Source organism: Citrobacter sp. KTE30 (assembly GCF_000398825.1).
Classification (GTDB): Bacteria; Pseudomonadota; Gammaproteobacteria; order Enterobacterales; family Enterobacteriaceae; genus Citrobacter; species Citrobacter freundii.
Genome location: NZ_KB976055.1, coordinates 516202 through 539218, shown reverse-complemented (window position 1 = coordinate 539218; position 23017 = coordinate 516202). Strand labels below are relative to the sequence as shown.

Here is a 23017-nt window from a genome sequence, read left to right as displayed (position 1 = left end):
GCAAAAGGCATCACCACAATTACGCCCGGGCAGCCCGGCTCACTTCATTAGCAACACGCTCTGTGGCATCCGGTATGGATGCGGCGCGCGCACGTTCTGCCATGGTTAATAAGGTTTCTCGCGACCACCCGGAAAGGGTGTTAGCGACGGCATCCACAGTAAACTGCGGCTGCTCAAGAATTTTGGCGGCGCCCGCTTTCTCCAGCGGCAGCGCATTCCAGTACTGCTGTCGGTCTTTGTGCTGGAAAGGCACAAACAGCGCAGGCAAACCTGCGGCAGCAATTTCACTTACCGTCAGCGCACCTGAGCGACAAACTACGACATCCGCCCACGCGTAGGCGGCTGCCATATCATCAATAAACTCAGTGACCTTGTGCTGCGGTTGTCCCGCGTCAGCATATGCCTGTTCAACGGTTTGCTGCGCACCTTTGCCGCTCTGATGCCAAATAGTCACCGCATCACCAAGCTCTGCGGCAACCTGCGGCATCGTCTGGTTCAATACGCGTGCACCCTGAGACCCCCCGACGACCAGCACGCGAACCGGGCCTTCACGCCCTGCCAGACGTACTTCGGGCGACGGCAGCGCCAGAACGTCGGTGCGTACCGGGTTACCCACCACTTCCGCATTCGGGAAAGCGCCAGGAAAAGCCTGCATCACCGTAGTGGCAATTTTCGCCAGCCACTTGTTGGTTAATCCCGCAATGCCATTCTGCTCATGCAGTACAACCGGAATGCCTAATGACCAGGCTGCCAGACCGCCAGGGCCGGACACGTAGCCGCCCATACCCAGCACCACATCAGGCTTAAACTGCTTCATGATGGCGCGCGCCTGACGCCAGGCATTAAAAATACGCACGGGGGCGGCAAGCAGAGCGTTGACACCTTTGCCACGCAAACCGGAGATGCGAATAAAGTCAATTTCAATGCCATGCTTCGGCACTAAGTCCGCTTCCATACGATCGGCGGTGCCCAGCCAACGAACTTGCCAGCCCTGAGCCATTAAATGATGCGCGACCGCCAGCCCCGGGAACACATGCCCGCCGGTACCGCCTGCCATCACCATTAACCGCTTCGGTTGACCACTCATCGTGCACCTCGTGTAAACGCCTGGGCTTTTTCCAGACGCGTTTCATAATCAATACGTAACAAAAACATGATGGCTGTCGACATAATCAACAAACTGGAACCACCATAACTGATCAGCGGTAACGTCAGACCTTTGGTTGGCAGCATACCAGCTGCCGCACCGACGTTTACCAGCGCCTGGAAGCTAAACCAAATCCCGATGGAGCAGGCTAAAAAACCTGAAAAACGGTGGTCAATTTCCAGCGCTTTGCGGCCAATCGACATCGCGCGAAAAGCTACGAAGAATACCATTAAAAGTGCCAATACCACACCGATATAACCCAGCTCTTCCCCAATGATGGCGAAGATGAAGTCGGTGTGCGCTTCCGGTAAATATTCCAGTTTTTGCACCGAATTACCTAACCCCTGTCCCCAAATCTCACCGCGACCAAAAGCCATCAGCGATTGCGTTAACTGGTAGCCGCTGCCAAACGGATCTTCCCATGGGTTCCAGAAGGAGGTTACGCGGCGAATACGATACGGTTCGGCAAGGATCAGCAGCACTACCGCCGAAATCCCCATACCGATAATGGCAATGAACTGCCACAGTTTCGCTCCAGCAAGAAACAGCATCGCCAGCGTCGTGACAAACAGCACCACTACCGTACCAAGGTCAGGCTGCGCCAGCAGCAAGATTGCCAGCACCAGAATCACACCCATCGGTTTTAAGAAGCCGCGCAGGTTGTTACGCACTTCATCGACTTTACGCACCAGGTAGTTGGCGAGATAACAGAACAGCGACAGCTTGGTGAATTCCGCAGGCTGAATACGCAGTGGACCCAGCGCGATCCAGCGCGATGCCCCGTTAACGGAGCTCCCCACCACCAGAACGATCAACAACATGATGATCGAGGCGATCAGCATCGTCGTGCTGTACTTTTGCCAGAACTCCATCGGCAGACGTAACGTCACCATCGCCAGACAGAACGCGAGGAAAATATACAGCGCGTCACGTTTAGCGAACAGGAAGGGATCGCCTGCCAGGCGTTGCCCTACGGGCATCGATGCCGATGTCACCATCACAAAACCGATCGCTGCCAGACCAAAAGTCAGCCACAGCAGCATGCGGTCATACATGATCAGGCTGTCCGCGTCTTTATCACGCGAAGCCATCACCCAGCCTTTAAGTGCCGCGAAGATCCACGCCAGGACACCCAGTCCCGGTACGCGCGGCATTTTCAGACGAGGGAGAGAGAAGCGCATCAACCCAACTCCTTCGCCAAACGGGTAAAGACGTCACCACGTTGCTCAAAGTTCTTGAACTGGTCAAGGCTGGCACAGGCTGGCGACAGCAGCACCATATCACCCGACTTCACACGCGGTGCGAGCAGACGCATTGCCTGCTCCATGGTTTCAGTGTGTTCCGCAACCTCAGGACGCAGAGCGGCAAGCTGTGCGCCATCGCGACCAAAGCAGTACAGACGAATGTTGTCGCCAGTCAGGTAACGTTGCAGCGGCATAAAGTCGGCGGATTTCCCGTCACCGCCCAGCAGCAGGTGCAGCGTACCCTCAACGTGCAGACCATTCAGTGCCGCTTCGGTGCTGCCGACGTTGGTGGCTTTTGAATCGTTGATCCAACGCACACCGTTATGATTCAGTACCAACTGGAAACGATGCGCCAGACCGGTAAAGGTAGTCAGCGCTTTCAGGCTGGACGCCCGCGGCAGACCCGCAGCATCCGCCAGCGCCAGCGCCGCCAGGGCGTTGGTATAGTTATGCTGGCCGGTAAGCGTCATCTCTTTCACGTTCAGGACTTTTTCACCCTTCACCCGCAGCCAGGTTTCACCCTGCTGACGATTGAGATGATAGTCACCCATATTGATGCCAAAGCTCACGCAGCGCTCATCCGCCCCGCGAATCGGCATGGTCAGCGCATCATCAGCATTGACCACACACACTTTCGCATTCTCATAGACACGCAGTTTGGCCGCACGGTACTGCTGCAAGCCAAACGGATATCTGTCCATATGATCTTCGGTGACGTTCAAAATGGTGGCGGCTACGGCCTGTAAGCTGGAGGTTGTCTCCAGCTGGAAGCTCGACAGCTCCAGTACATACAGCTCGCGTTCGTCATCCAGCAGCATCAACGCGGGCAGGCCAATATTTCCGCCAACCCCCACGTTCACGCCGGCTGCTTTCGCCATCTCGCCGACCAGCGTAGTGACGGTACTTTTCCCGTTGGAACCGGTGATCGCGACGATCGGTGCCTGTGCTTCGCGACAAAACAGCTCAATGTCGCCAACAATTTCAATCCCGGCATCAGCAGCAGCGCTCAACGAAGGATGCGCCAGGGCAATACCAGGGCTGGCGACGATGAGATCGGCGGCCAGCAACCAGTCATCATTCAGGCTGCCAACATGACGCTCAACTGCTTCCGGTAATTTATCCAGACCAGGCGGCGTCGCACGGGTATCCATCACGCGCGGCGTCACGCCACGCGCCAGAAAGAAATCCACGCAGGACAGCCCGGTCAATCCCAGACCGATAATGACGACTTTTTTACCCTGGTAATCAGCCATGATTAACGTACCTTCAGCGTTGCCAGGCCAATCAGCACCAGCATCAGCGAAATAATCCAGAAGCGCACAATGACGCGCGGTTCCGGCCAGCCTTTCAGTTCATAGTGATGGTGAATCGGCGCCATACGGAAGATGCGCTGTCCGCGCAGCTTAAAGGAGCCAACCTGCAGAATGACCGACAGCGTTTCCACAACAAATACGCCGCCCATGATTACCAGCAGGAACTCTTGACGCAGCAGCACGGCAATAATGCCCAGCGCGCCCCCCAGCGCCAGCGAACCGACGTCACCCATAAAGACCTGCGCCGGATAGGTGTTAAACCACAGGAAACCTAATCCCGCGCCGACAATCGCCGTACAGACGATCACCAGTTCGCCTGCATGGCGTAAGTAGGGAATGTGCAGATAGTTGGCAAAGTTCATGTTACCGGTAGCCCATGCCACCAGCGCAAAACCCGCTGCTACGAACACGGTCGGCATAATCGCCAGACCATCCAGGCCATCGGTGAGATTGACCGCGTTGCCGGTCCCCACAATCACGAAGTAGGCCAGCAGAACATAGAACAGACCCAGTTGCGGCATCACGTCTTTAAAGAACGGCACCACCAGCTCGGTAGCCGGGGTGTCTTTACCAGCGAGGTACAGCGCAAAGGCTACACCCAGCGCAATCACCGACATCCAGAAGTACTTCCAGCGGGCAATCAGGCCCTTGGTATCTTTGCGCACCACTTTGCGGTAGTCATCGACAAAGCCGATAATGCCGTAGCCAATCAATACCACCAGCACGCACCATACGTACGGGTTCGACGGATATGCCCACAGCAGTACGGAGATAACTATCGCGGTGAGGATCATGATCCCCCCCATGGTTGGCGTACCGCGTTTACTGAAGTGCGATTCCGGACCGTCGTTACGTACGACCTGTCCAAAGGACATTTTTTGTAAGCGGGCAATCATGCGCGGGCCCATCCACAACGAGATGAACAGCGCGGTCAGCAGGCTGACGATGGCGCGAAACGTCAGATAGGAAAAGACGTTAAAGCCGGAATAATATTTGACCAAATGTTCGGCCAGCCAAACTAACATGTCCCATTCTCCTGTAATGCGCGTACTACCTCTTCCATGGCGGCACTACGTGAACCCTTCACTAAAATCGTCATGACCTGATGTTCTGCAATCAATGCTTTAAGATGCGCGGCCAGCGCACTTTTATCCGCAAAATGTTCGCCAACGCCGCTGGCGTCGCTAATTGCCTGACTCAGTTTTCCTGTACTCAGCACACAGTCGATACCCGCCGCCTTCGCGGCGATACCCACCTGCACGTGACATGCTTCGCTTTCTGCGCCAAGCTCTGCCATATCGCCAACGACCAGTACGCGATAGCCCGGCATTTCAGACAGCACCTGCACCGCTGCGGTCATCGAACCGACGTTCGCGTTATAGGAGTCGTCCAGCAGCAGCTGATTTTCCGCGAGTTGAATCGGGAACAGACGCCCCGGTACCGCTTGCAGATCCTTCAACCCCGCTTTGATCGCCTCGTGCGTCGCGCCTACCGCCATAGAGAGCGCCGCCGCCGCAAGGGCGTTAGCGATATTATGGCGACCCGGTAACGGCAGCAGGACATCAATGCTTCCGGTCGGCGTTTGCAGAGAAAATTCCGTGCCATGCGAGGTCACATGAACGTTGGTCGCCGAAAAGTCGCTATTGGCTGCATTCGGGGAGAAACGCCAGACTTTGCGATCGCCGATGATGCTTTGCCAGTTCAGCCAGTCGTTGTTGTCGGCATTCATAATGGCGATACCGTTCGCTGACAGGCCGGTAAAAATCTCACCTTTTGCCTTCGCAACGCCCGCCAGAGAGCCGAAGCCTTCCAGGTGCGCGGCGGCCAGGTTGTTCACCAGCGCCGCTTCCGGACGCGTCAGGCCGACGGTCCAGGCGATTTCGCCCTGATGGTTGGCACCGAGCTCAATCACGGCATAGTCGTAATCGTTGTTTAAGCGCAGCAGCGTCATCGGTACACCGATGTCGTTATTCAGGTTGCCCGCAGTATATAGGGTATTACCACACTGGCTCAGAATGGCAGCCGTCATCTCTTTGACGGACGTTTTACCGGATGAGCCGGTCAGCGCGACAACGCGCGCCGGAACCTGGGCGCGAACCCACGCAGCCAGTTCACCAAACGCCAGACGCGTATCGTTAACAATCAGCTGCGGCAGGTTGGTGTCCAACGGGCGGCTGACCAACAGCGCACCGGCCCCGCTCTCTTGCGCTTTGTCTGCAAAATCATGGGCATCAAAGCGTTCGCCTTTCAGTGCCACAAACAGGCAGCCCGGCGTCACTTTACGCGTATCGGTTGTTACGGCATCAAGGGTCAGATCGGCCCCTTTCAATTCACCACGGAGGATCTCCGCCAGTTGGCTGAGCGTTACGCTAATCATGCGATAACCCCCAGCAGACGCGCTGCCGTGACGCGGTCAGAATAATCGAGGCGCTGTGAACCAACGATCTGGTAGTCTTCATGACCTTTACCGGCCACCAGCACCACATCAATTTCTTTCGCCTGCATAATGGCGTTTGTCACCGCTTCTGCGCGACCTTCCATCACCTTCGCCTGTCCGGCATCCAGCATCCCCGCCAGAATGTCGTTAATAATGGCGCGCGGCTCTTCGGTACGCGGGTTGTCATCGGTCACCACAACAACATCGGCAAACTGCTCGGCAATTGCGCCCATCAACGGACGTTTGCCTTTATCGCGATCGCCGCCGCAGCCAAAGACGCACCACAGTTTGCCAGTACAGTGCAGACGTGCCGCCTGTAGCGCTTTTTCCAGCGCATCTGGCGTATGGGCGTAATCAACCACCACGGTGGTTTTACCCGGCGCGCTGAACACTTCCATACGCCCGCAAACCGGCTGCAATTGTGTCGCCGTTTTCAGTAAATCAGCTAACGGATAGCCCAGTGCCAGCAGCGTTGCCAGCGCCAGCAGCAGATTGCTGACGTTAAACGCCCCCATCAGGCGGCTTTCAATTTCGCCGTCGCCCCATGAGGAGGTAAAACGAATCGTTGCCCCGCTGTCGTGATACTTCACGTCAACCGCTTTTAACCAACGACCGTGACAGTTCGGGTTGATGTGGTCTTCCATCGAAACGGCAACCGCATCCGGGAGTTTCGCCAACCAGCGACGACCGACTTCATCATCCGCATTGACGATGGCCTGACCGCAATGGTGCGTGGAATACAGCAGCCATTTCGCGGCTTCGTAATGTTCCATGTCGCCGTGGTAGTCGAGATGGTCACGGCTTAAGTTAGTAAATACTGATGCGGAAAACTTCAGCGCCGCCACGCGATGCTGAACCAGACCGTGTGAAGAGACTTCCATTGCGCCAACCGTTGCGCCCTGCGCAACCAGCCCCGCCAGCACATGCTGGACATCAACGGCTGAACCGGTGGTATTTTCCGTCGGGATCACTTTGCCCAGCAGGCCATTGCCTACTGTTCCCATCACCGCGCTGGTTTCGCCAAGCAGTTGGCTCCACTGTGCCAGCAGTTGGGTGGTGGTGGTTTTACCGTTAGTCCCGGTCACACCGACCAGACGCATTTTCTCAGAAGGCTCGTGGTAAAAACGGCCTGCCAGTGCAGATAAACGTTCGTTAAGCTGACTAAGATAGATGACCGGAACGCCGTGCATTTCACGGATTTCACCATCAGTAGCTTCATCTTTCGCTTCTGCAATAATGGCAGCCACACCTTGCGCTATCGCCTGCGGGATATACCGACGCCCGTCCGCCTGATGACCTAATACTGCGACAAAGAGATCGCCCGATGCAGCCACACGGCTGTCAAGCGTCATCTCCCGCAGTGCTCGCTCCGGTGCACCCGGCACCCATGGAGCAAGAAGGTCGCGCAAATTACGATCTGCCACCTGTTGCCTCGCCTTGATTATTCACAAATTCATTTTTATCGCCCGTTGTCAGCGCATCCGGCTCGATGTTCATGGTACGCAGTACGCCGCCCATGATGGCACCAAAGACCGGCGCGGAAACGGCGCCACCGTAGTATTTACCCGCCTGCGGATCGTTGATAACAACAACCAGCGCGAAGCGCGGCTGACTCGCAGGCGCAACACCTGCGGTATAAGCAATGTATTTGTTGATGTAGCGGCCATCCGGCCCTACTTTTTTCGCTGTACCGGTTTTAATGGCGATACGATAACCTTTAATCGCCGCCTTCACGCCGCCGCCGCCGGGCAGCGCCACGCTTTCCATCATGTGCACCACGGTACGTACGGTCGCTTCCGGGAAGATACGCTCGCCCGGAACTGGAGGGTCAACTTTAGTAATCGACAGTGGACGATAAACGCCGTAACTGCCGATCGTTGCATAGACTCGCGCTAACTGTAACGGAGTTACCATTAGCCCGTAGCCGAAAGAGAAGGTGGCCCTCTCTATGTCAGACCACCGTTGTTTTTGAGGATATAAGCCACTGCGTTCTCCGACCAACCCCAAATTGGTCGCTTTTCCCAGCCCAAAACGTGAGTAAGTATCTACTAACGCTGAGGACGGCATCGCTAACGCCAGCTTGGAAACACCGACGTTACTCGACTTCTGCAAAACCCCGGTGAGGGTTAATTCGCTATAACGTGCCACGTCTTTGATTTCGTGACCATTAATTCGGTAAGGGATAGTGTTGAGGACCGTATTTTCGCGTACCACACCGCGCTGCAGCGCGGTCATCACCACCATCGGTTTAACGGTAGAACCCGGTTCAAACACGTCGGTAATAGTGCGGTTACGCATCGCGTCTTTTGGCGTACCGGTGAGATTGTTCGGGTTGTAGGACGGACTGTTGGCCATTGCCAGCACTTCACCGGTGTTCACATCCACCAGTACCGCACTGCCTGACTCCGCCTTGTTGAACGCCACGGCGTTATTCAGTTCACGGTAGACCAGTGCCTGTAAACGCTCATCAATGCTCAACGCGAGGTTATGCGCCGCCTGGCTGTCGGTAGAGGAGATATCTTCAATGACGCGGCCATACCGGTCTTTACGTACAATACGCTCGCCCGGTTGTCCGGTGAGCCACTTGTCGAAGCTCTTCTCAACGCCTTCAATGCCCTGGCTGTCGACGTTCGTAAATCCGATGAGGTGAGCAGTCACTTCCCCGGAAGGGTAGTAACGGCGGGATTCTTCGCGCAGATGGATACCTGGCAGCTTCAGTTTTTTGATGTAATCAGCCATGTCAGGGTTTACCTGACGCGCCAGATAGATAAAGCGCCCTTTCGGATTCGCGTTAATGCGGGAAGCCAGTTGATCGAGCGGGAGATTCAGCGCGGTTGACAGCGCTCTCCAGCGTTCGCCAACGCTCACTCCGCCGGCATCATGTACTTCTTTCGGGTCGGCCCATATAGCTTTAACCGGAACACTCACCGCCAGCGGACGACCAGAGCGGTCGGTAATCATTCCGCGCGATGTAGACACTTCCTGGACGCGTAGAGAGCGCATATCACCCTGACGCACCAGCATGTCCGGCGCGATGATTTGCAGCCAGGCAACGCGACCCAGCAGAAAACCCAGTGCCAGCAAAATACAGCCGCACAGTAACGCAAAACGCCAACTGATAAAGTTGGCTTGTTCTTCCTGGCGTTTTGGTTTGTGCGTTTTTGCCGCTGCTTTCATGCGTCGCGTTTATCCTTATTTTTGTACTACGATATTTTCTTGTGAGGGATCGACATGCTGCATTTGCAGCTTTTCCGTTGCGATCCGTTCAACACGGCTATGGTCGCCGAGCGCGTTCTCCTCAAGGATCAAGTTACGCCATTCGATATCCAGCGCATCTCGCTCCAGGACCAGCTGCTCACGCTGCGCAGTCAGTAACCGCGTATGGTGCGCTGTTGTCACGACGGTAACCGCCGTCAAAATAATGCAAATGAACAGGCAGAGTGGCAGCTTCCCAAACCGCAAAAGATCGTCACCGATCACGCCAGGCAATGCATGGCGCTCGTTGCTTCCTATCGATCCTTTAACTTTGCTGAGGGCTTCTGTCACTCTGCTGATCATGCGTTCGTCCTCTCTGCAATACGCAGAACTGAACTACGGGCACGAGGATTCTCAGCGACCTCTTCTTCACCCGGCATCATCTTGCCTAGTGCTCTTAACTCACGGCCGCCCAGTTTTTTGATCTGCGCTTCGGTCATCGGTATTCCAGCCGGTACCTGAGGACCACGGCTTTGTTCACGCATAAAGCGTTTCACAATGCGGTCTTCAAGCGAATGGAAACTGATGATCGAAAGGCGACCACCTGGAGCCAGCACGCTGAGCGAGCTTTTTAGCGCCTGCTCTATCTCCTCCAGTTCACTGTTCACCCAAATGCGCACCGCCTGGAAGGTACGGGTCGCGGGATGTTTGAATTTGTCCTTCACCGGCATTGCCGCCGCAATAACTTCCGCCAGTTCTTTGGTGCGGGTCATCGGTTCGATGCGGTTACGCTCCACGATGGCTCGGGCAATGCGTTTGCCGAAGCGCTCTTCGCCAAAGGTTTTAATCACCCAGGCAATGTCTGCTTCATCGGCGGTTTGCAGCCATTCGGCCGCTGACTGACCGCGTGTTGGGTCCATACGCATATCTAACGGACCGTCACGCATAAACGAAAAACCGCGCTCTGCGTCATCGAGCTGCGGTGAAGAAACGCCCAGATCGAGAAGAATCCCGTCGATCTTACCGGTCAGTCCACGCTCGGAGACATAGTCAGCCAGCGCAGAGAAAGGTCCATGTACGATGGAGAAGCGAGGATCGGTAATCGTTTTAGCAACGGCAATAGCCTGCGGATCGCGATCGATTGCCAGTAAACGCCCCTCTTCGCCAAGCTGGGAGAGGATCAGACGTGAGTGACCACCGCGACCAAATGTCCCGTCAATGTAGATGCCGTCTGGACGAATATTCAGGCCGTTTACGGCTTCATCCAGCAACACCGTTGTATGTTTATAATTTTCCGTCATTTTATAGAGACAAATCCTGCAATCGTTCCGACAACGCGCCAGTAACAGACTGCTCAGCGTCGATATCTTCCTTGACCTGTTGATACCAGGTCGTTTCATCCCACAGCTCAAACTTATTGAACTGCCCAACCAGCATCACTTCTTTCGTTAGCCCTGCGTGTTGCCGCAGAATAGGCGCTATCAGTAATCGACCAGCGTTATCCATCTGACATTCGCTGGCATGACCCAACAATAAGCGCTGTACGCGACGCTCAACTGGATTCATGCTCGACAGACGCGATAGCTTCTGCTCGATTATTTCCCATTCAGGCAGGGGGTACAGCAGCAGGCACGGGTGATGGATGTCAATGGTGCAAACCATTTGACCGGTAGCGCTCTCAAGCAGTTGATCCCGATAACGGGTAGGCACGGATAAGCGCCCTTTACTGTCGAGATTAACTAACGTTGCTCCCCGGAACATGCCAGTCTCCCCCCCGATTACCACTTTATCCCACAAATTCCCACTTAAAGGAGTTTACGGAGCGGAGGAAAACCTTGTCAAGCAAGTCGCGGCGCTTAGCGGAGCAAAAAACCCATTGTTTACGGCTAATATCAGCGTTGAACAAAATCCGTACAGCAAACGAAGCAAATTAACGTCATGAATATTTGTAAGAAAAAAATCCAACAACTCATCATTGTTTAAAACAACTGAATATCATCAGAAGAAAATATAAAGTGTCAGTTTGCGACGCGAGCGGCATTTTAGGACAATATGCAGCGAGTTAACAGTACCAGTTAATCGGTCTGTACGCCGCGCAGGACCAAGGTAAGCACCAGATGGCCGCAATACGAGAGCAAAGTGTTTGTTAATTCGGCAAATCCACACATGCATGTAACAAAATAATACAACCGTAACGCGTCGTTACGTATCAATAACCCAAAAATGGATAGTTGCATTTTTAATTCGGGGTATTTCAAGAATACATTTCAGATAATTCTAAAGAATATTCTTAAATATAATGCGGTTATTTCTGAGAATAGAAAAACTGAAGACGTCAGAGGCTTATCCCGCCGACGTCATCAATTGAGGAAACTTAGTTACGGCTGAGAATACCGCGACGGTACAGATTACGCCGTATACGCGTTAAACCTGGTTTTGGTTTACGCGGTTCGTCCAGGCTTGCCAGTACAATCTCCAGCACGCGTTCCGCGACATCACGATGGCGCTGTGCCACTGCCAGTACAGGGCACTGCAGGAAGTCGAGCAGTTCATGATCACCAAAAGTCGCAATCGCTAAATCAGACGGCAACTGCCCATCACGACGCAGGGTCACATCCATCACCCCCTGCAACAGGGCAAACGACGTGGTAAACAACGCCTGAGGCATTGGGTGCGTTTCCAGCCATTTATCAAACAGCTGCGCTGCAGCTTCCCGCTCATAGCTGTTGGCGTACAGGAAATGGACTTCACGCGGATCGTCCTTCCACGCGGTACGAAAACCCTGTTCGCGCAGGAAACTGACAGATAATTCAGGAAGCGCGCCCAGATAGAGGACGGTTTCAGCAGGGAATTTGCGTAACTCTTCCGCCAGCATTTCCGCATCATCCTGATCTGCACCCACAACGCTGGTAAAATGTTCGCGATCCAGTGCACGATCCAGCGCCACAATCGGGAATGAACTGTTTGCCCAGCGTTGGTAGAACGGATGTTCAGGCGGCAAGGAAGTCGACACAATAATGGCATCGACCTGGCGCTGTAAAAGATGCTCAATACAGCGCATTTCGTTATCTGGCTGATCTTCAGAGCAGGCAATCAACAGCTGATACCCACGTTGACGCGCCTGGCGCTCCAGATAGTTTGCGATCCGGGTATAGCTCGTGTTCTCAAGATCCGGGATCACCAGCCCGATAGAACGTGTGCGTCCAGCACGCAGCCCGGCCGCCACGGCATTCGGGTGGTAATTATGCTCGCGCACCACCGCCATGACTTTTTCAACCGTTTTGTCGCTTACGCGATATTGCTTTGCTTTGCCATTAATAACGTAGCTTGCAGTCGTTCGCGAAACGCCGGCCAACCGAGCGATTTCATCCAGTTTCACAATTGCCCCTTGCGTAAAATGTACAAACCATAACCTTTGTGATGGCATGGGTTAAATTTATTAACATCTAAGCGCAGAATAATGACTCCGGCAACCGCTTTTGTCTCTGGTTACCGCTGATTTCGCAAAAAAAAGCCCAACCTGAGTCGTTGGGCTTGCGAATTAAGAACCCGATCATGATTAACGCATGATTTTATCGCCACGGGAAAGCCCCACCACGCCGGAGCGAGCAACTTCCACAATTTTAGCGACTTCACGCAACGTTGCCAGAAACGCATCCAGCTTATCGCTGGTGCCCGCCAGTTGTACGGTGTAGATAGACGGCGTGACATCGATGATTTGCCCGCGGAAAATCTCCGTGTTGCGTTTCACTTCTTCCCGGCCATAACCGCTGGCCTGGATTTTCACCAGCATGATTTCTCGTTCAACGTGAGCGCCCTGCCCCAGCTCGCTAACGCGCAGAACATCCACCAGTTTGTGGAGCTGCTTTTCGATCTGCTCAAGGACTTTCTCATCCCCTACCGTCTGAATCGTCATCCGCGATAAGGTCGGATCGTCGGTCGGCGCGACGGTCAGGCTTTCAATGTTGTAACCACGCTGGGCGAAGAGGCCAATCACACGCGATAATGCACCTGACTCGTTTTCAAGCAATACTGATAATATCCGGCGCATAATCAGGTCCTCTCCGTTTTGCTTAACCACATTTCATCCATCCCACCCCCACGAATCTGCATCGGGTAGACATGTTCACTACCGTCGACGGTGACATCGACAAACACCAGACGATGGTTACGCACATGTTCCAGCGCTTCGCCCAGCTTGCTCTCAAGTTCTTCAGGCCGATTAATCTGGATACCGATATGCCCATAAGCCTCAGCAAGGCGCACGAAATCGGGCAGCGACTGCATGTAAGACTGTGAGTGACGCCCGGAGTAGATCATGTCCTGCCACTGTTTGACCATGCCGAGATAACGGTTATTAAGGTTGAGTACCAGCACCGGCAGTTCATATTGCAGCGCCGTCGACAGCTCCTGGATATTCATCTGAATGCTGCCATCCCCGGTGACGCACACTACTGTTTCATCCGGCAAAGCCATTTTCACCCCTAACGCCGCAGGTAAACCGAATCCCATAGTGCCGAGGCCGCCTGAGTTAATCCAGCGACGCGGTTTATCGAACGGATAGTAAAGTGCGGCAAACATCTGATGCTGGCCAACGTCAGAGGTCACATACGCCTCCCCTTTCGTCAGACGCCAGATGGTTTCAATCACCGCCTGCGGCTTAATACTTTCGCTTTGCGTGTCGTATTTCAGACACTGACGGGCGCGCCAGTGCTCAATCTGTTGCCACCAGTCACGATTATCATCCAGCGGCTGCTGAGATTTCTCCTGCTCCAGCAGTTCGAGCATCTGATCCAGCACCAGGCGGGCATCCCCCACAATCGGAATATCCGCAGTAACGGTTTTGGAAATAGAGGTCGGATCGATATCGATATGCAGCACGGTCGCATTCGGACAATATTTTGCCAGGTTATTCGTCGTTCGATCGTCAAAGCGAACGCCGACAGCAAAGATCACATCGGAATGATGCATGGTCATATTGGCTTCGTAAGTACCGTGCATGCCCAACATGCCCAGCGCCTGACGATGCGTGGCCGGAAACGCGCCCAACCCCATAAGCGAGGAGACAACCGGCAGATTCAGCGCTTCAGCAATCTGAGCTAACTGCTCATGGCAAGCGGCATTGACCGCGCCACCGCCCACATAGACAACCGGTTTCTTCGCCGCGACCAGCGTCTGCAACGCCCGTTTTATCTGTCCTTTATGTCCCGTCGTCGTCGGATTATACGAGCGCATACTCACCGAGTCCGGCCAGCTATAAGGCAGTTTCTTCGCCGGATTCAGAATATCCTTCGGCAAATCCACCACCACTGGCCCCGGACGACCGCTTGCTGCCAGCCAGAAGGCTTTTTTCAGCACCTGCGGGATATCTTCCGTTTGTTTGACCAGGAAGCTATGTTTCACCACCGGGCGGGATATACCTACCATGTCGCACTCCTGGAAGGCATCGTAGCCAATCAGCGACGTTGCGACCTGTCCGGAGAGGATCACCAGCGGAATGGAATCCATGTAAGCCGTTGCGATCCCGGTAATCGCGTTGGTCGCCCCCGGCCCGGAGGTGACCAATACGACCCCCACTTCTCCCGTGGCACGCGCAAGGCCATCAGCCATATGTACCGCCGCTTGTTCATGGCGGACCAGCACATGATCAATACCGCCGACCGTATGCAGGGCATCATAAATATCGAGGACGGCCCCCCCGGGATAACCGAATACCTGCTTCACACCCTGATCGATGAGCGATCGGACGACCATCTCGGCTCCAGACAACATCTCCATGGCTTGCCTCACTCTTATAATGAATTGCGGTTTAACAACACATTAACCGCTGACGATGACGCATGGCAATTGACTCCGAAGGGGTGGCACTGGAGTAAATAAGAATAAAAAGGAGGAAAGACGCGAATAAACGGAGAATTAAACCAGCATAAGCAATCAGTATGATAAATAATCGCTTAAAAATGGGAACTTACAGCAATTACTCTATTTTTTGACACTTTTGGACAGACGTAAAAAATAGAGTTCAGCATAAAATTTCAGTTATAAAGTTAAAAGCAGAATAAACAGGATGCGCCGTCCGGTTTACTCTGCTAAATGCTACTGCTTACAAACGGAGACTAACAACTCTTCCATCCATTGATGTCCTTTATCCCGGCCTGCGGCTTCATGCCATGAAAGATAGCATGTGCGGCTGTTCAATTTTAACGGTAAAGGCAAGATCTGTAGTTCTAAAGAATCGGCAAATTCTTCTGCTAACCAACGTGGCGCAATAGAGACCAAATGCGTTTGCGACACAATATTAAGAACGCTAATTAATGCCATGCCCTGATAAGCCACTGAGGATTGTTTATCCGGTGTGTCATACCACGGTTGGCTGAATGATGCGAAGCGATCAAGTGACACCACCGCATGCTGTTCATTATAGACATTGCTTTCCAGTAAAGGACCACTAATGCGCGGATGCTTTTTACTTGCCACTAACACCATTTCGTCATTGAATAACGGAATACTGGTAAATTCAGGACGTCGGAACTCTTCATAGCTAATAACGAATTCAGTTTCCTGGTAACGTAATTGATGCTCTGTATTTTGATTGAGTGAAGATTTAAATACGACATGAATGTTTGGTGCAACTTGCTCAACCCTATTATAAATCAACGAGGTCAGAATATTATCCAATGGGCTGCATACGCAAAGATTGAATACGCGCTCGCTGCTGGCTGGCTCAAAACCCGATCCAGGCAGTTCATTCTGCACTAATTGCAATGCCTGGCGAACAGAACCAAATAGCTGGAAGGCTCTTGCTGTCGGCTGGATACCGCGTCCATAACGAACAAAAAGCTCATCATTAAACATAATTTTCAGGCGCGCGACCGCATTACTGACAGCAGGTTGCGACATCCCCAAAGTATGCGCGGCACGGGTGATGTTTTGTTCTTGCATCACCGCATCAAAGACGGTTAATAAATTAAGATCAACCATGCGAAGCTGTGGTTTCCCAATATCTATAATATTTGTTTTATCTGTTATTTTTACTTCTGGCATATTTAACTCCACTGTCACTCTAAACTCCCTTTTCCCAGACGGAGTGAAGAAATAATCTCCGTTAATATGATTTACCATACATATAAGATGAGAAAAAGAAAAAACATTAAAATTAGGAAAACATAAAGGCACAAACCTAAATGAACAAAAGACCAATGCAATCGCAGTGTGGCAGTGTGGCAGTGTCACTGCACGGTGATTCATATGTTTAAATTTCAAAAACAATATAACCATAAGCATGGCGAATATACAATCATACGTATAGTGAATGTGTATTTAAGTTTTAATTAAATGTTTATATTATTAATACATTAAAAGTTAACATTAATTTATCAATTTTGTGGTGTTACACCACCCATAGCCATTCATAATTACTATAAAAACAGATAAATCATCAAGATATGAAATTCCAAGAGCGATTTTTCCTTCAGTTCGCCGTTACAATAAATGCAAATAACTATGCTCAAATATGTCAAAACATGAAAATTATGTACAACCATCAACTGATTAATTTTATGTAGCCCGAAAAATTCAGCACAATTCGCTTAAGTTTTGCAGAAACTTCCCCCCTCTAACGAGGCATTTGCTGGAGTGAGGGTTGACATCAGTCTTCATATCCAGTACCACTAAAAGCATATCGCATTCGCCTGGAGCTTAATTGATGACTTACATTGCTCGTTTCAACGGTCTACTACTACTAAACGCATCTTCGTTGCGCGGTAGACTGGTGGACGACATTCAGCATTAAGTCAGCTCCAGTTAAGACAAAAAACCCGCGCCGTTGCGCGGGTTTTTTTATGCTCGAAGCAAGGCGCCCTAAGAAACCAAGGACCTAAACCATGAGCCAGCAAGTCATTATTTTCGATACCACCTTACGCGATGGTGAACAGGCGTTACAGGCAAGCCTGAGTGTGAAAGAAAAACTGCAGATTGCGCTGGCCCTTGAGCGTATGGGCGTTGACGTGATGGAAGTGGGTTTCCCCGTTTCTTCACCGGGCGACTTTGAGTCAGTTCAGACTATCGCTCGTCAGGTTAAAAACAGCCGCGTTTGTGCCTTAGCTCGCTGCGTAGAAAAAGATATCGACGTTGCCGCAGAATCTCTGAAAGTCGCTGAGGCTTTCCGTATTCATACGTTTATCGCCACCTCGCCGATGCACATCGCGACGAAATTACGCAGTACGCTGGATGAGGTCATTGAGCGCGCGGTCTACATGGTTAAGCGTGCGCGTAATTATACCGATGACGTGGAGTTCTCCTGCGAAGATGCAGGCCGTACCCCTATCGCCGATTTGGCTCGCGTGGTTGAAGCTGCCATTAACGCGGGAGCCAAAACCATTAACATCCCCGATACCGTCGGTTACACCATGCCTTTCGAATTTGGGGCAATCATTTCTGGCCTGTATGAACGCGTACCAAATATCGATAAAGCCATCATCTCCGTACACACCCATGATGATTTAGGTTTGGGCGTAGGCAACGCACTGGCAGCCGTTCACGCCGGAGCGCGTCAGGTGGAAGGCGCGATGAACGGTATCGGCGAACGCGCCGGTAACTGCTCACTGGAAGAAGTGATCATGGCGATCAAAGTGCGTAAAGATATCCTGAATGTACAGACCCGCATCAATCACCAGGAGATCTGGCGCACCAGTCAATTAGTCAGCCAAATCTGCAACATGCCTATTCCTGCTAACAAAGCCATTGTCGGTAGTGGTGCCTTTGCCCACTCTTCCGGCATCCATCAGGACGGCGTACTGAAAAATCGTGAAAACTACGAAATCATGACGCCTGAATCCATCGGCCTGAACCAGGTACAGCTGAACCTGACGTCCCGTTCCGGACGTGCCGCGGTGAAACACCGTATGGACGAGATGGGATATAAAGAAAATGAATACAGCCTGGACAACCTGTACGACGCATTCCTGAAACTGGCGGACAAAAAAGGTCAGGTATTTGATTACGACCTGGAAGCGCTGGCCTTCATTAATAAACAGCAGGAAGAACCGGAGCATTTCCGTCTGGATTACTTCAGCGTGCAGTCCGGCTCAAACGACATCGCCACCGCCTCCGTCAAGCTGGCCTGTGGTGAAGAAGTCAAAGCCGAAGCGGCGAACGGTAACGGTCCGGTCGATGCCATTTATCAGGCAATCAACCGTGTAACTGAGTACAACGTCGAACTGGTGAAATACAGCCTGACCGCCAAAGGGCACGGTAAAGATGCGCTGGGTCAGGTGGATATCGTTGCCAACTATAACGGTCGTCGTTTCCACGGCGTCGGTCTGGCGACAGATATCGTCGAATCTTCCGCTAAAGCAATGGTTCATGTGCTGAACAACATCTGGCGCGCCGAAGAAGTCGAAAAAGAATTGCAACGCAAAGCTCAGAACAACGAGAACAACAAGGAAACCGTGTGATGTCGAAGAATTATCATATTGCTGTTTTGCCGGGTGACGGTATTGGCCCGGAAGTGATGGCGCAAGCCCTGAAGGTACTGGACGCAATCCGCAACCGCTTTAACATGCGCATTACCACCAGCCACTACGACGTGGGTGGTGCCGCTATCGATAACCACGGTCAGCCGCTGCCGCCTGCAACGGTTGAAGGCTGTGAACAAGCTGACGCCATTCTGTTTGGCTCCGTTGGCGGCCCGAAATGGGAAAATCTGCCGCCAAACCAGCAGCCAGAGCGTGGCGCGCTGCTGCCATTGCGTAAGCACTTCAAATTATTCAGCAATCTGCGCCCAGCTAAGCTCTATCAGGGTCTGGAAGCGTTTTGCCCTCTGCGCGCAGATATTGCCGCGAACGGTTTCGACATCCTGTGCGTACGCGAACTGACTGGCGGAATTTACTTCGGTCAACCAAAAGGTCGCGAAGGCAGCGGACAACATGAAAAAGCCTTTGATACCGAGGTTTATCACCGTTTCGAGATCGAACGTATTGCGCGTATCGCGTTTGAATCCGCCCGTAAACGTCGCCGTAAAGTCACGTCGATTGATAAAGCTAACGTACTGCAAACGTCTATTCTGTGGCGCGAAATCGTCAATGAAATTGCTAATGAATACCCAGACGTTGAACTGGCGCATATGTACATCGACAACGCGACGATGCAATTGATCAAAGATCCTTCCCAGTTCGACGTGTTGCTGTGCTCTAACCTGTTTGGCGACATTCTGTCTGACGAGTGCGCCATGATCACCGGTTCAATGGGCATGTTACCGTCCGCCAGCCTGAATGATCAGGGCTTCGGTTTGTACGAGCCTGCTGGCGGCTCCGCTCCTGACATCGCCGGGAAAAACATTGCCAACCCTATCGCCCAAATCCTGTCGCTGGCGCTGCTGCTGCGCTACAGCCTGGATGCCAATGATGCGGCAACCGCAATTGAGAGCGCCATCAACCGCGCATTAGAAGAAGGCATCCGCACCGGTGACTTAGCCCGTGGCGCTGCCGCAGTCAGTACCGATGAAATGGGCGACATCATTGCCCGTTACGTCGCAGAAGGGGTGTAATCATGGCCAAAACGTTATACGAAAAATTGTTTGATGCGCACGTCGTCTTTGAAGCGCAAAACGAAACCCCGCTGTTGTACATCGACAGACATCTGGTGCATGAAGTGACCTCTCCGCAAGCGTTTGATGGCCTGCGCGCGCATGGCCGTCAGGTACGCCAGCCGGGTAAAACCTTTGCCACCATGGATCACAACGTCTCTACCCAGACCAAAGACATCAACGCGTCGGGTGAGATGGCACGCATCCAGATGCAAGAGCTGATTAAGAACTGTAACGAATTTGGCGTCGAGCTGTATGACCTGAACCATCCGTATCAGGGTATCGTTCACGTGATGGGGCCAGAACAAGGCGTGACGTTGCCGGGTATGACCATCGTCTGCGGCGATTCCCACACCGCTACACACGGCGCGTTCGGCGCGCTGGCGTTTGGTATTGGCACCTCTGAAGTTGAACACGTTCTGGCGACGCAGACCCTGAAACAGGGGCGCGCCAAAACCATGAAGATTGAAGTCAACGGTAAAGCAGCCCCTGGCATTACCGCCAAAGATATTGTGCTGGCGATTATCGGTAAAACCGGTAGTGCAGGCGGTACCGGACACGTAGTTGAGTTTTGTGGCGAAGCCATCCGCGCGCTGAGCATGGAAGGCCGCATGACCCTGTGCAACATGGCGATCGAATTGGGCGCGAAAGCGGGCTTGGTCGCGCCAGACCAGACCACCTTCAACTATGTCGAAGGCCGTCTGCATGCACCGAAAGGCAAAGACTTTGACGACGCGGTCGCCTACTGGAAAACCCTGCAAACGGATGAAGGCGCCACTTTCGACAGCGTCATCACCCTGCAAGCGGAAGAGATTGCGCCGCAGGTCACCTGGGGAACAAACCCGGGTCAGGTCATTTCGGTGAACGATAATATTCCCGACCCGGCATCCTTTGCCGATCCCGTTGAGCGCGCATCGGCTGAAAAAGCGCTGGCGTATATGGGGCTGAAGCCAGGTATTCCGTTAACGGAAGTGGCTATCGATAAAGTGTTCATCGGTTCCTGCACCAACTCGCGTATTGAAGATTTACGCGCCGCGGCGGAAATCGCCAAAGGACGTAAAGTTGCGCCAGGCGTACAGGCACTGGTGGTGCCGGGCTCTGGCCCGGTGAAAGCGCAGGCGGAAGCAGAAGGTCTGGACAAGATCTTTATCGAAGCAGGATTCGAATGGCGTTTACCAGGCTGTTCCATGTGTCTGGCCATGAACAATGACCGCCTGAATCCGGGCGAGCGCTGCGCATCCACCAGCAACCGTAATTTTGAAGGCCGTCAGGGCCGCGGTGGTCGCACGCATTTAGTCAGCCCGGCCATGGCCGCCGCTGCCGCCGTTACCGGTCATTTTGCCGACATTCGCAGCATCAAATAAGGAAACCACCATGGCAGAGAAATTTACCCAGCATACCGGCCTGGTTGTCCCACTGGATGCCGCCAACGTTGATACCGACGCAATCATTCCCAAACAGTTTTTGCAGAAGGTTACGCGTACCGGTTTTGGCGCTCATCTGTTTAACGACTGGCGTTTTCTGGACGAAAAAGGACAACAGCCAAATCCTGAGTTCGTTTTGAACTTCCCGGAATATAATGGGGCATCAATTCTGCTGGCGCGCGAAAACTTCGGCTGCGGTTCGTCACGTGAACATGCGCCTTGGGCGTTGACCGATTACGGTTTTAAAGTGGTGATTGCCCCAAGCTTCGCCGACATCTTCTACGGCAACAGTTTCAATAACCAACTGCTGCCGGTGACTCTGAGCGACGCGCAGGTAGATGAAATGTTTACCCTGGTGAAAGCCAATCCGGGCATTAAATTTGAAGTGGATCTGGAAGCGCAGGTGGTGAAAGCGGGCGATAAGTCCTACAGCTTTAAAATCGACGACTTCCGCCGCCACTGCATGCTGAACGGTCTGGACAGCATCGGGCTGACGCTGCAGCATGAAGCAGCCATCACCGAGTACGAAGACAAGCAGCCAGCATTTATGCAGTAATCTCTCCCGCTGGTCACCGCACGGTGGCCAGCCTCTACTCTTCGCCTACAGCGTATCGCCGTAATAGATTTGGTAGCCAAGATTAACGCTGCCCGGCGCATCCTTCCCGCCAAGACGTTTAATCAAAATATCCGCCGCCGTTTTGCCAATCTCAAAGCGTGGTGTAATCACGCTGGCGATTTTTTGCAGCCGCGCACGGCCAATTTCCAGCCCGTGGAAACCGGCAATCGCCATTTTTCCCGGCACATCGTACTGCTGTGCCTGACACTCCAGCAGCACGCCAACCGCCAGGTCATCGTTGGTACAGAAAATAGCGTCAATATCCGGCTTTTCCGCCATCGCCTGCTGGAACATTTTGCGCCCCAGCGCTACCGACGAAATCGTTTTTGGCGCCAGGTGATACGCCTCCAGCCCCTGCGCAGCCAGCGCATTCTCGGTACCGCGGTAACGACTCAAATCGCGAGGGTCGTCCATTGATCCAAAGAACGCAATGTGACGTTTTCCACTGTCGATAAACGCCAGGGTCATCTCGAAGGCCGCTTTTTCGTTATCGAAACCGACCTGTATATCCAGATACTGGCCGCTAATATCCATCAGTTCCGCCACAGGTACGCCGCTGGCGCGCACGTACTGGATCATCCGCTCGGTATGCAGCTTTCCGGTGAGGATCAAGCCGTCGATATTGTAAGAGAGCAGATTCAGAACCTCGCGTTCTTCACGCTCGGCGTCATATTCGTAGTTGGCGATCAGCGTCTGGTACTGGCAAGCCGAGGTGACGGATTCAATTCCCGCCAGCACGTCGGCAAAGATCTGATTACGAAACGAGGGGATCAGCACACCAATAGTTTTGCTACGTGCGTTGAGCAGAATTTCCGGAGCGCGGTTAGGAATGTAGTTGTTCTCTTCCATGATTTTCGAAATCAATTCACGGCTGCGTTGCGACACCTGATTCGGGTCACGCAGATAACGGCTGACCGTCATCTTATTCAGACCGGCCAGATTAGCGATATCCTGTAATGTCATCCGATTGTTTTTCATGAGGTTCTCTACGACCAACATCCCATTATGCTCGCAGAGAACCTTATCACAGCCGGTTAGCGACTGCACTCCTAGCTC

General features: G+C 53.0%; 20 protein-coding genes. 5 read left to right on the top strand and 15 right to left on the bottom strand.

All coding sequences use genetic code 11. From position 1 onward, the window contains the following. Nucleotides 1–19: 19 nt before the first annotated feature. The 14 genes from murG to leuO form a co-directional block, all read right to left on the bottom strand. Nucleotides 20–1087 carry an undecaprenyldiphospho-muramoylpentapeptide beta-N-acetylglucosaminyltransferase gene (gene murG / locus WC1_RS20195; protein WP_003018767.1) on the bottom strand — a complete coding sequence of 356 codons (1068 nt, stop codon included), beginning with the start codon at nt 1085–1087 and terminating at the stop codon, nt 20–22. Then, the gene (ftsW, locus tag WC1_RS20200; protein WP_003018770.1) at nt 1084–2328 is read right to left on the bottom strand and encodes a cell division protein FtsW; all 1245 of its coding nucleotides are present in this window, start codon (nt 2326–2328) and stop codon (nt 1084–1086) included. The genes murG and ftsW overlap by 4 nt, the downstream gene beginning before the upstream one ends. Next, on the bottom strand, nt 2328–3644 hold the full coding sequence (murD, locus tag WC1_RS20205; RefSeq protein ID WP_016149555.1) for a UDP-N-acetylmuramoyl-L-alanine--D-glutamate ligase: 1317 nt from the start codon (nt 3642–3644) through the stop codon (nt 2328–2330). The genes ftsW and murD overlap by 1 nt, the downstream gene beginning before the upstream one ends. Before the next feature lie 2 nt (nt 3645–3646). Beyond that, nucleotides 3647–4729: a phospho-N-acetylmuramoyl-pentapeptide-transferase gene (mraY, locus tag WC1_RS20210; RefSeq protein WP_003018774.1), complete on the bottom strand. Its 1083-nt coding sequence runs from the start codon at nt 4727–4729 to the stop codon at nt 3647–3649. Continuing rightward, nucleotides 4723–6081, bottom strand: coding sequence for a UDP-N-acetylmuramoyl-tripeptide--D-alanyl-D-alanine ligase (gene murF, locus WC1_RS20215; RefSeq protein WP_016149554.1), 1359 nt, complete (start codon nt 6079–6081; stop codon nt 4723–4725). The genes mraY and murF overlap by 7 nt, the downstream gene beginning before the upstream one ends. Continuing rightward, nucleotides 6078–7565 carry a UDP-N-acetylmuramoyl-L-alanyl-D-glutamate--2,6-diaminopimelate ligase gene (gene murE / locus WC1_RS20220; RefSeq protein ID WP_016149553.1) on the bottom strand — a complete coding sequence of 496 codons (1488 nt, stop codon included), beginning with the start codon at nt 7563–7565 and terminating at the stop codon, nt 6078–6080. Before murE ends, murF begins: the two co-directional genes overlap by 4 nt. Next, nucleotides 7552–9318 carry a peptidoglycan glycosyltransferase FtsI gene (gene ftsI / locus WC1_RS20225; protein ID WP_003018783.1) on the bottom strand — a complete coding sequence of 589 codons (1767 nt, stop codon included), beginning with the start codon at nt 9316–9318 and terminating at the stop codon, nt 7552–7554. Before ftsI ends, murE begins: the two co-directional genes overlap by 14 nt. Before the next feature lie 15 nt (nt 9319–9333). Continuing rightward, nucleotides 9334–9699 (bottom strand): cell division protein FtsL, encoded by a 366-nt coding sequence (ftsL, locus tag WC1_RS20230; protein ID WP_000625651.1) that lies wholly within the window; start codon nt 9697–9699, stop codon nt 9334–9336. Further along, on the bottom strand, nt 9696–10637 hold the full coding sequence (rsmH, locus tag WC1_RS20235; protein ID WP_016149552.1) for a 16S rRNA (cytosine(1402)-N(4))-methyltransferase RsmH: 942 nt from the start codon (nt 10635–10637) through the stop codon (nt 9696–9698). The genes ftsL and rsmH overlap by 4 nt, the downstream gene beginning before the upstream one ends. A gap of 1 nt (nt 10638) precedes the next feature. After that, the gene (mraZ, locus tag WC1_RS20240) at nt 10639–11097 is read right to left on the bottom strand and encodes a division/cell wall cluster transcriptional repressor MraZ (protein ID WP_003018792.1); all 459 of its coding nucleotides are present in this window, start codon (nt 11095–11097) and stop codon (nt 10639–10641) included. A 613-nt stretch (nt 11098–11710) separates the two neighbouring features. Beyond that, nucleotides 11711–12715: a catabolite repressor/activator gene (gene cra / locus WC1_RS20245; protein ID WP_003018794.1), complete on the bottom strand. Its 1005-nt coding sequence runs from the start codon at nt 12713–12715 to the stop codon at nt 11711–11713. Nucleotides 12716–12895: 180 nt separating this feature from the next. Beyond that, nucleotides 12896–13387, bottom strand: a complete 492-nt coding sequence (gene ilvN / locus WC1_RS20250; protein WP_003829566.1) for an acetolactate synthase small subunit — start codon at nt 13385–13387, stop codon at nt 12896–12898. A 2-nt stretch (nt 13388–13389) separates the two neighbouring features. Beyond that, nucleotides 13390–15114, bottom strand: a complete 1725-nt coding sequence (gene ilvI, locus WC1_RS20255) for an acetolactate synthase 3 large subunit (RefSeq protein WP_003845729.1) — start codon at nt 15112–15114, stop codon at nt 13390–13392. A 318-nt stretch (nt 15115–15432) separates the two neighbouring features. Further along, complete coding sequence (gene leuO, locus WC1_RS20260; protein ID WP_003837423.1) at nt 15433–16380, bottom strand: transcriptional regulator LeuO; 948 nt, start codon at nt 16378–16380, stop codon at nt 15433–15435. Nucleotides 16381–17041: 661 nt separating this feature from the next. Between leuO and leuL the strand changes: the two genes are divergently transcribed. The 5 genes from leuL (at nt 17042) to leuD (ending at nt 21901) form a co-directional block, all read left to right on the top strand. Continuing rightward, on the top strand, nt 17042–17128 hold the full coding sequence (gene leuL, locus WC1_RS24610; protein WP_048998978.1) for a leu operon leader peptide: 87 nt from the start codon (nt 17042–17044) through the stop codon (nt 17126–17128). A gap of 91 nt (nt 17129–17219) precedes the next feature. Then, a complete protein-coding gene (gene leuA / locus WC1_RS20265; RefSeq protein WP_003837421.1) occupies nt 17220–18791 on the top strand; it encodes a 2-isopropylmalate synthase in 1572 nt (523 codons plus the stop codon). Then, nucleotides 18791–19882, top strand: coding sequence for a 3-isopropylmalate dehydrogenase (leuB, locus tag WC1_RS20270; protein WP_003837420.1), 1092 nt, complete (start codon nt 18791–18793; stop codon nt 19880–19882). Before leuA ends, leuB begins: the two co-directional genes overlap by 1 nt. A 2-nt stretch (nt 19883–19884) precedes the next feature. Continuing rightward, nucleotides 19885–21285: a 3-isopropylmalate dehydratase large subunit gene (leuC, locus tag WC1_RS20275; RefSeq protein ID WP_016149551.1), complete on the top strand. Its 1401-nt coding sequence runs from the start codon at nt 19885–19887 to the stop codon at nt 21283–21285. Nucleotides 21286–21295: 10 nt separating this feature from the next. Beyond that, entirely contained in the window at nt 21296–21901 is a 606-nt protein-coding gene (leuD, locus tag WC1_RS20280) for a 3-isopropylmalate dehydratase small subunit (RefSeq protein ID WP_016149550.1), read from the top strand. 45 nt (nt 21902–21946) lie between these two features. Here leuD and WC1_RS20285 read toward each other — a convergent pair whose 3' ends face one another. Further along, a complete protein-coding gene (locus WC1_RS20285; RefSeq protein ID WP_032947897.1) occupies nt 21947–22939 on the bottom strand; it encodes a DNA-binding transcriptional regulator IdnR in 993 nt (330 codons plus the stop codon). Nucleotides 22940–23017: the final 78 nt, after the last annotated feature.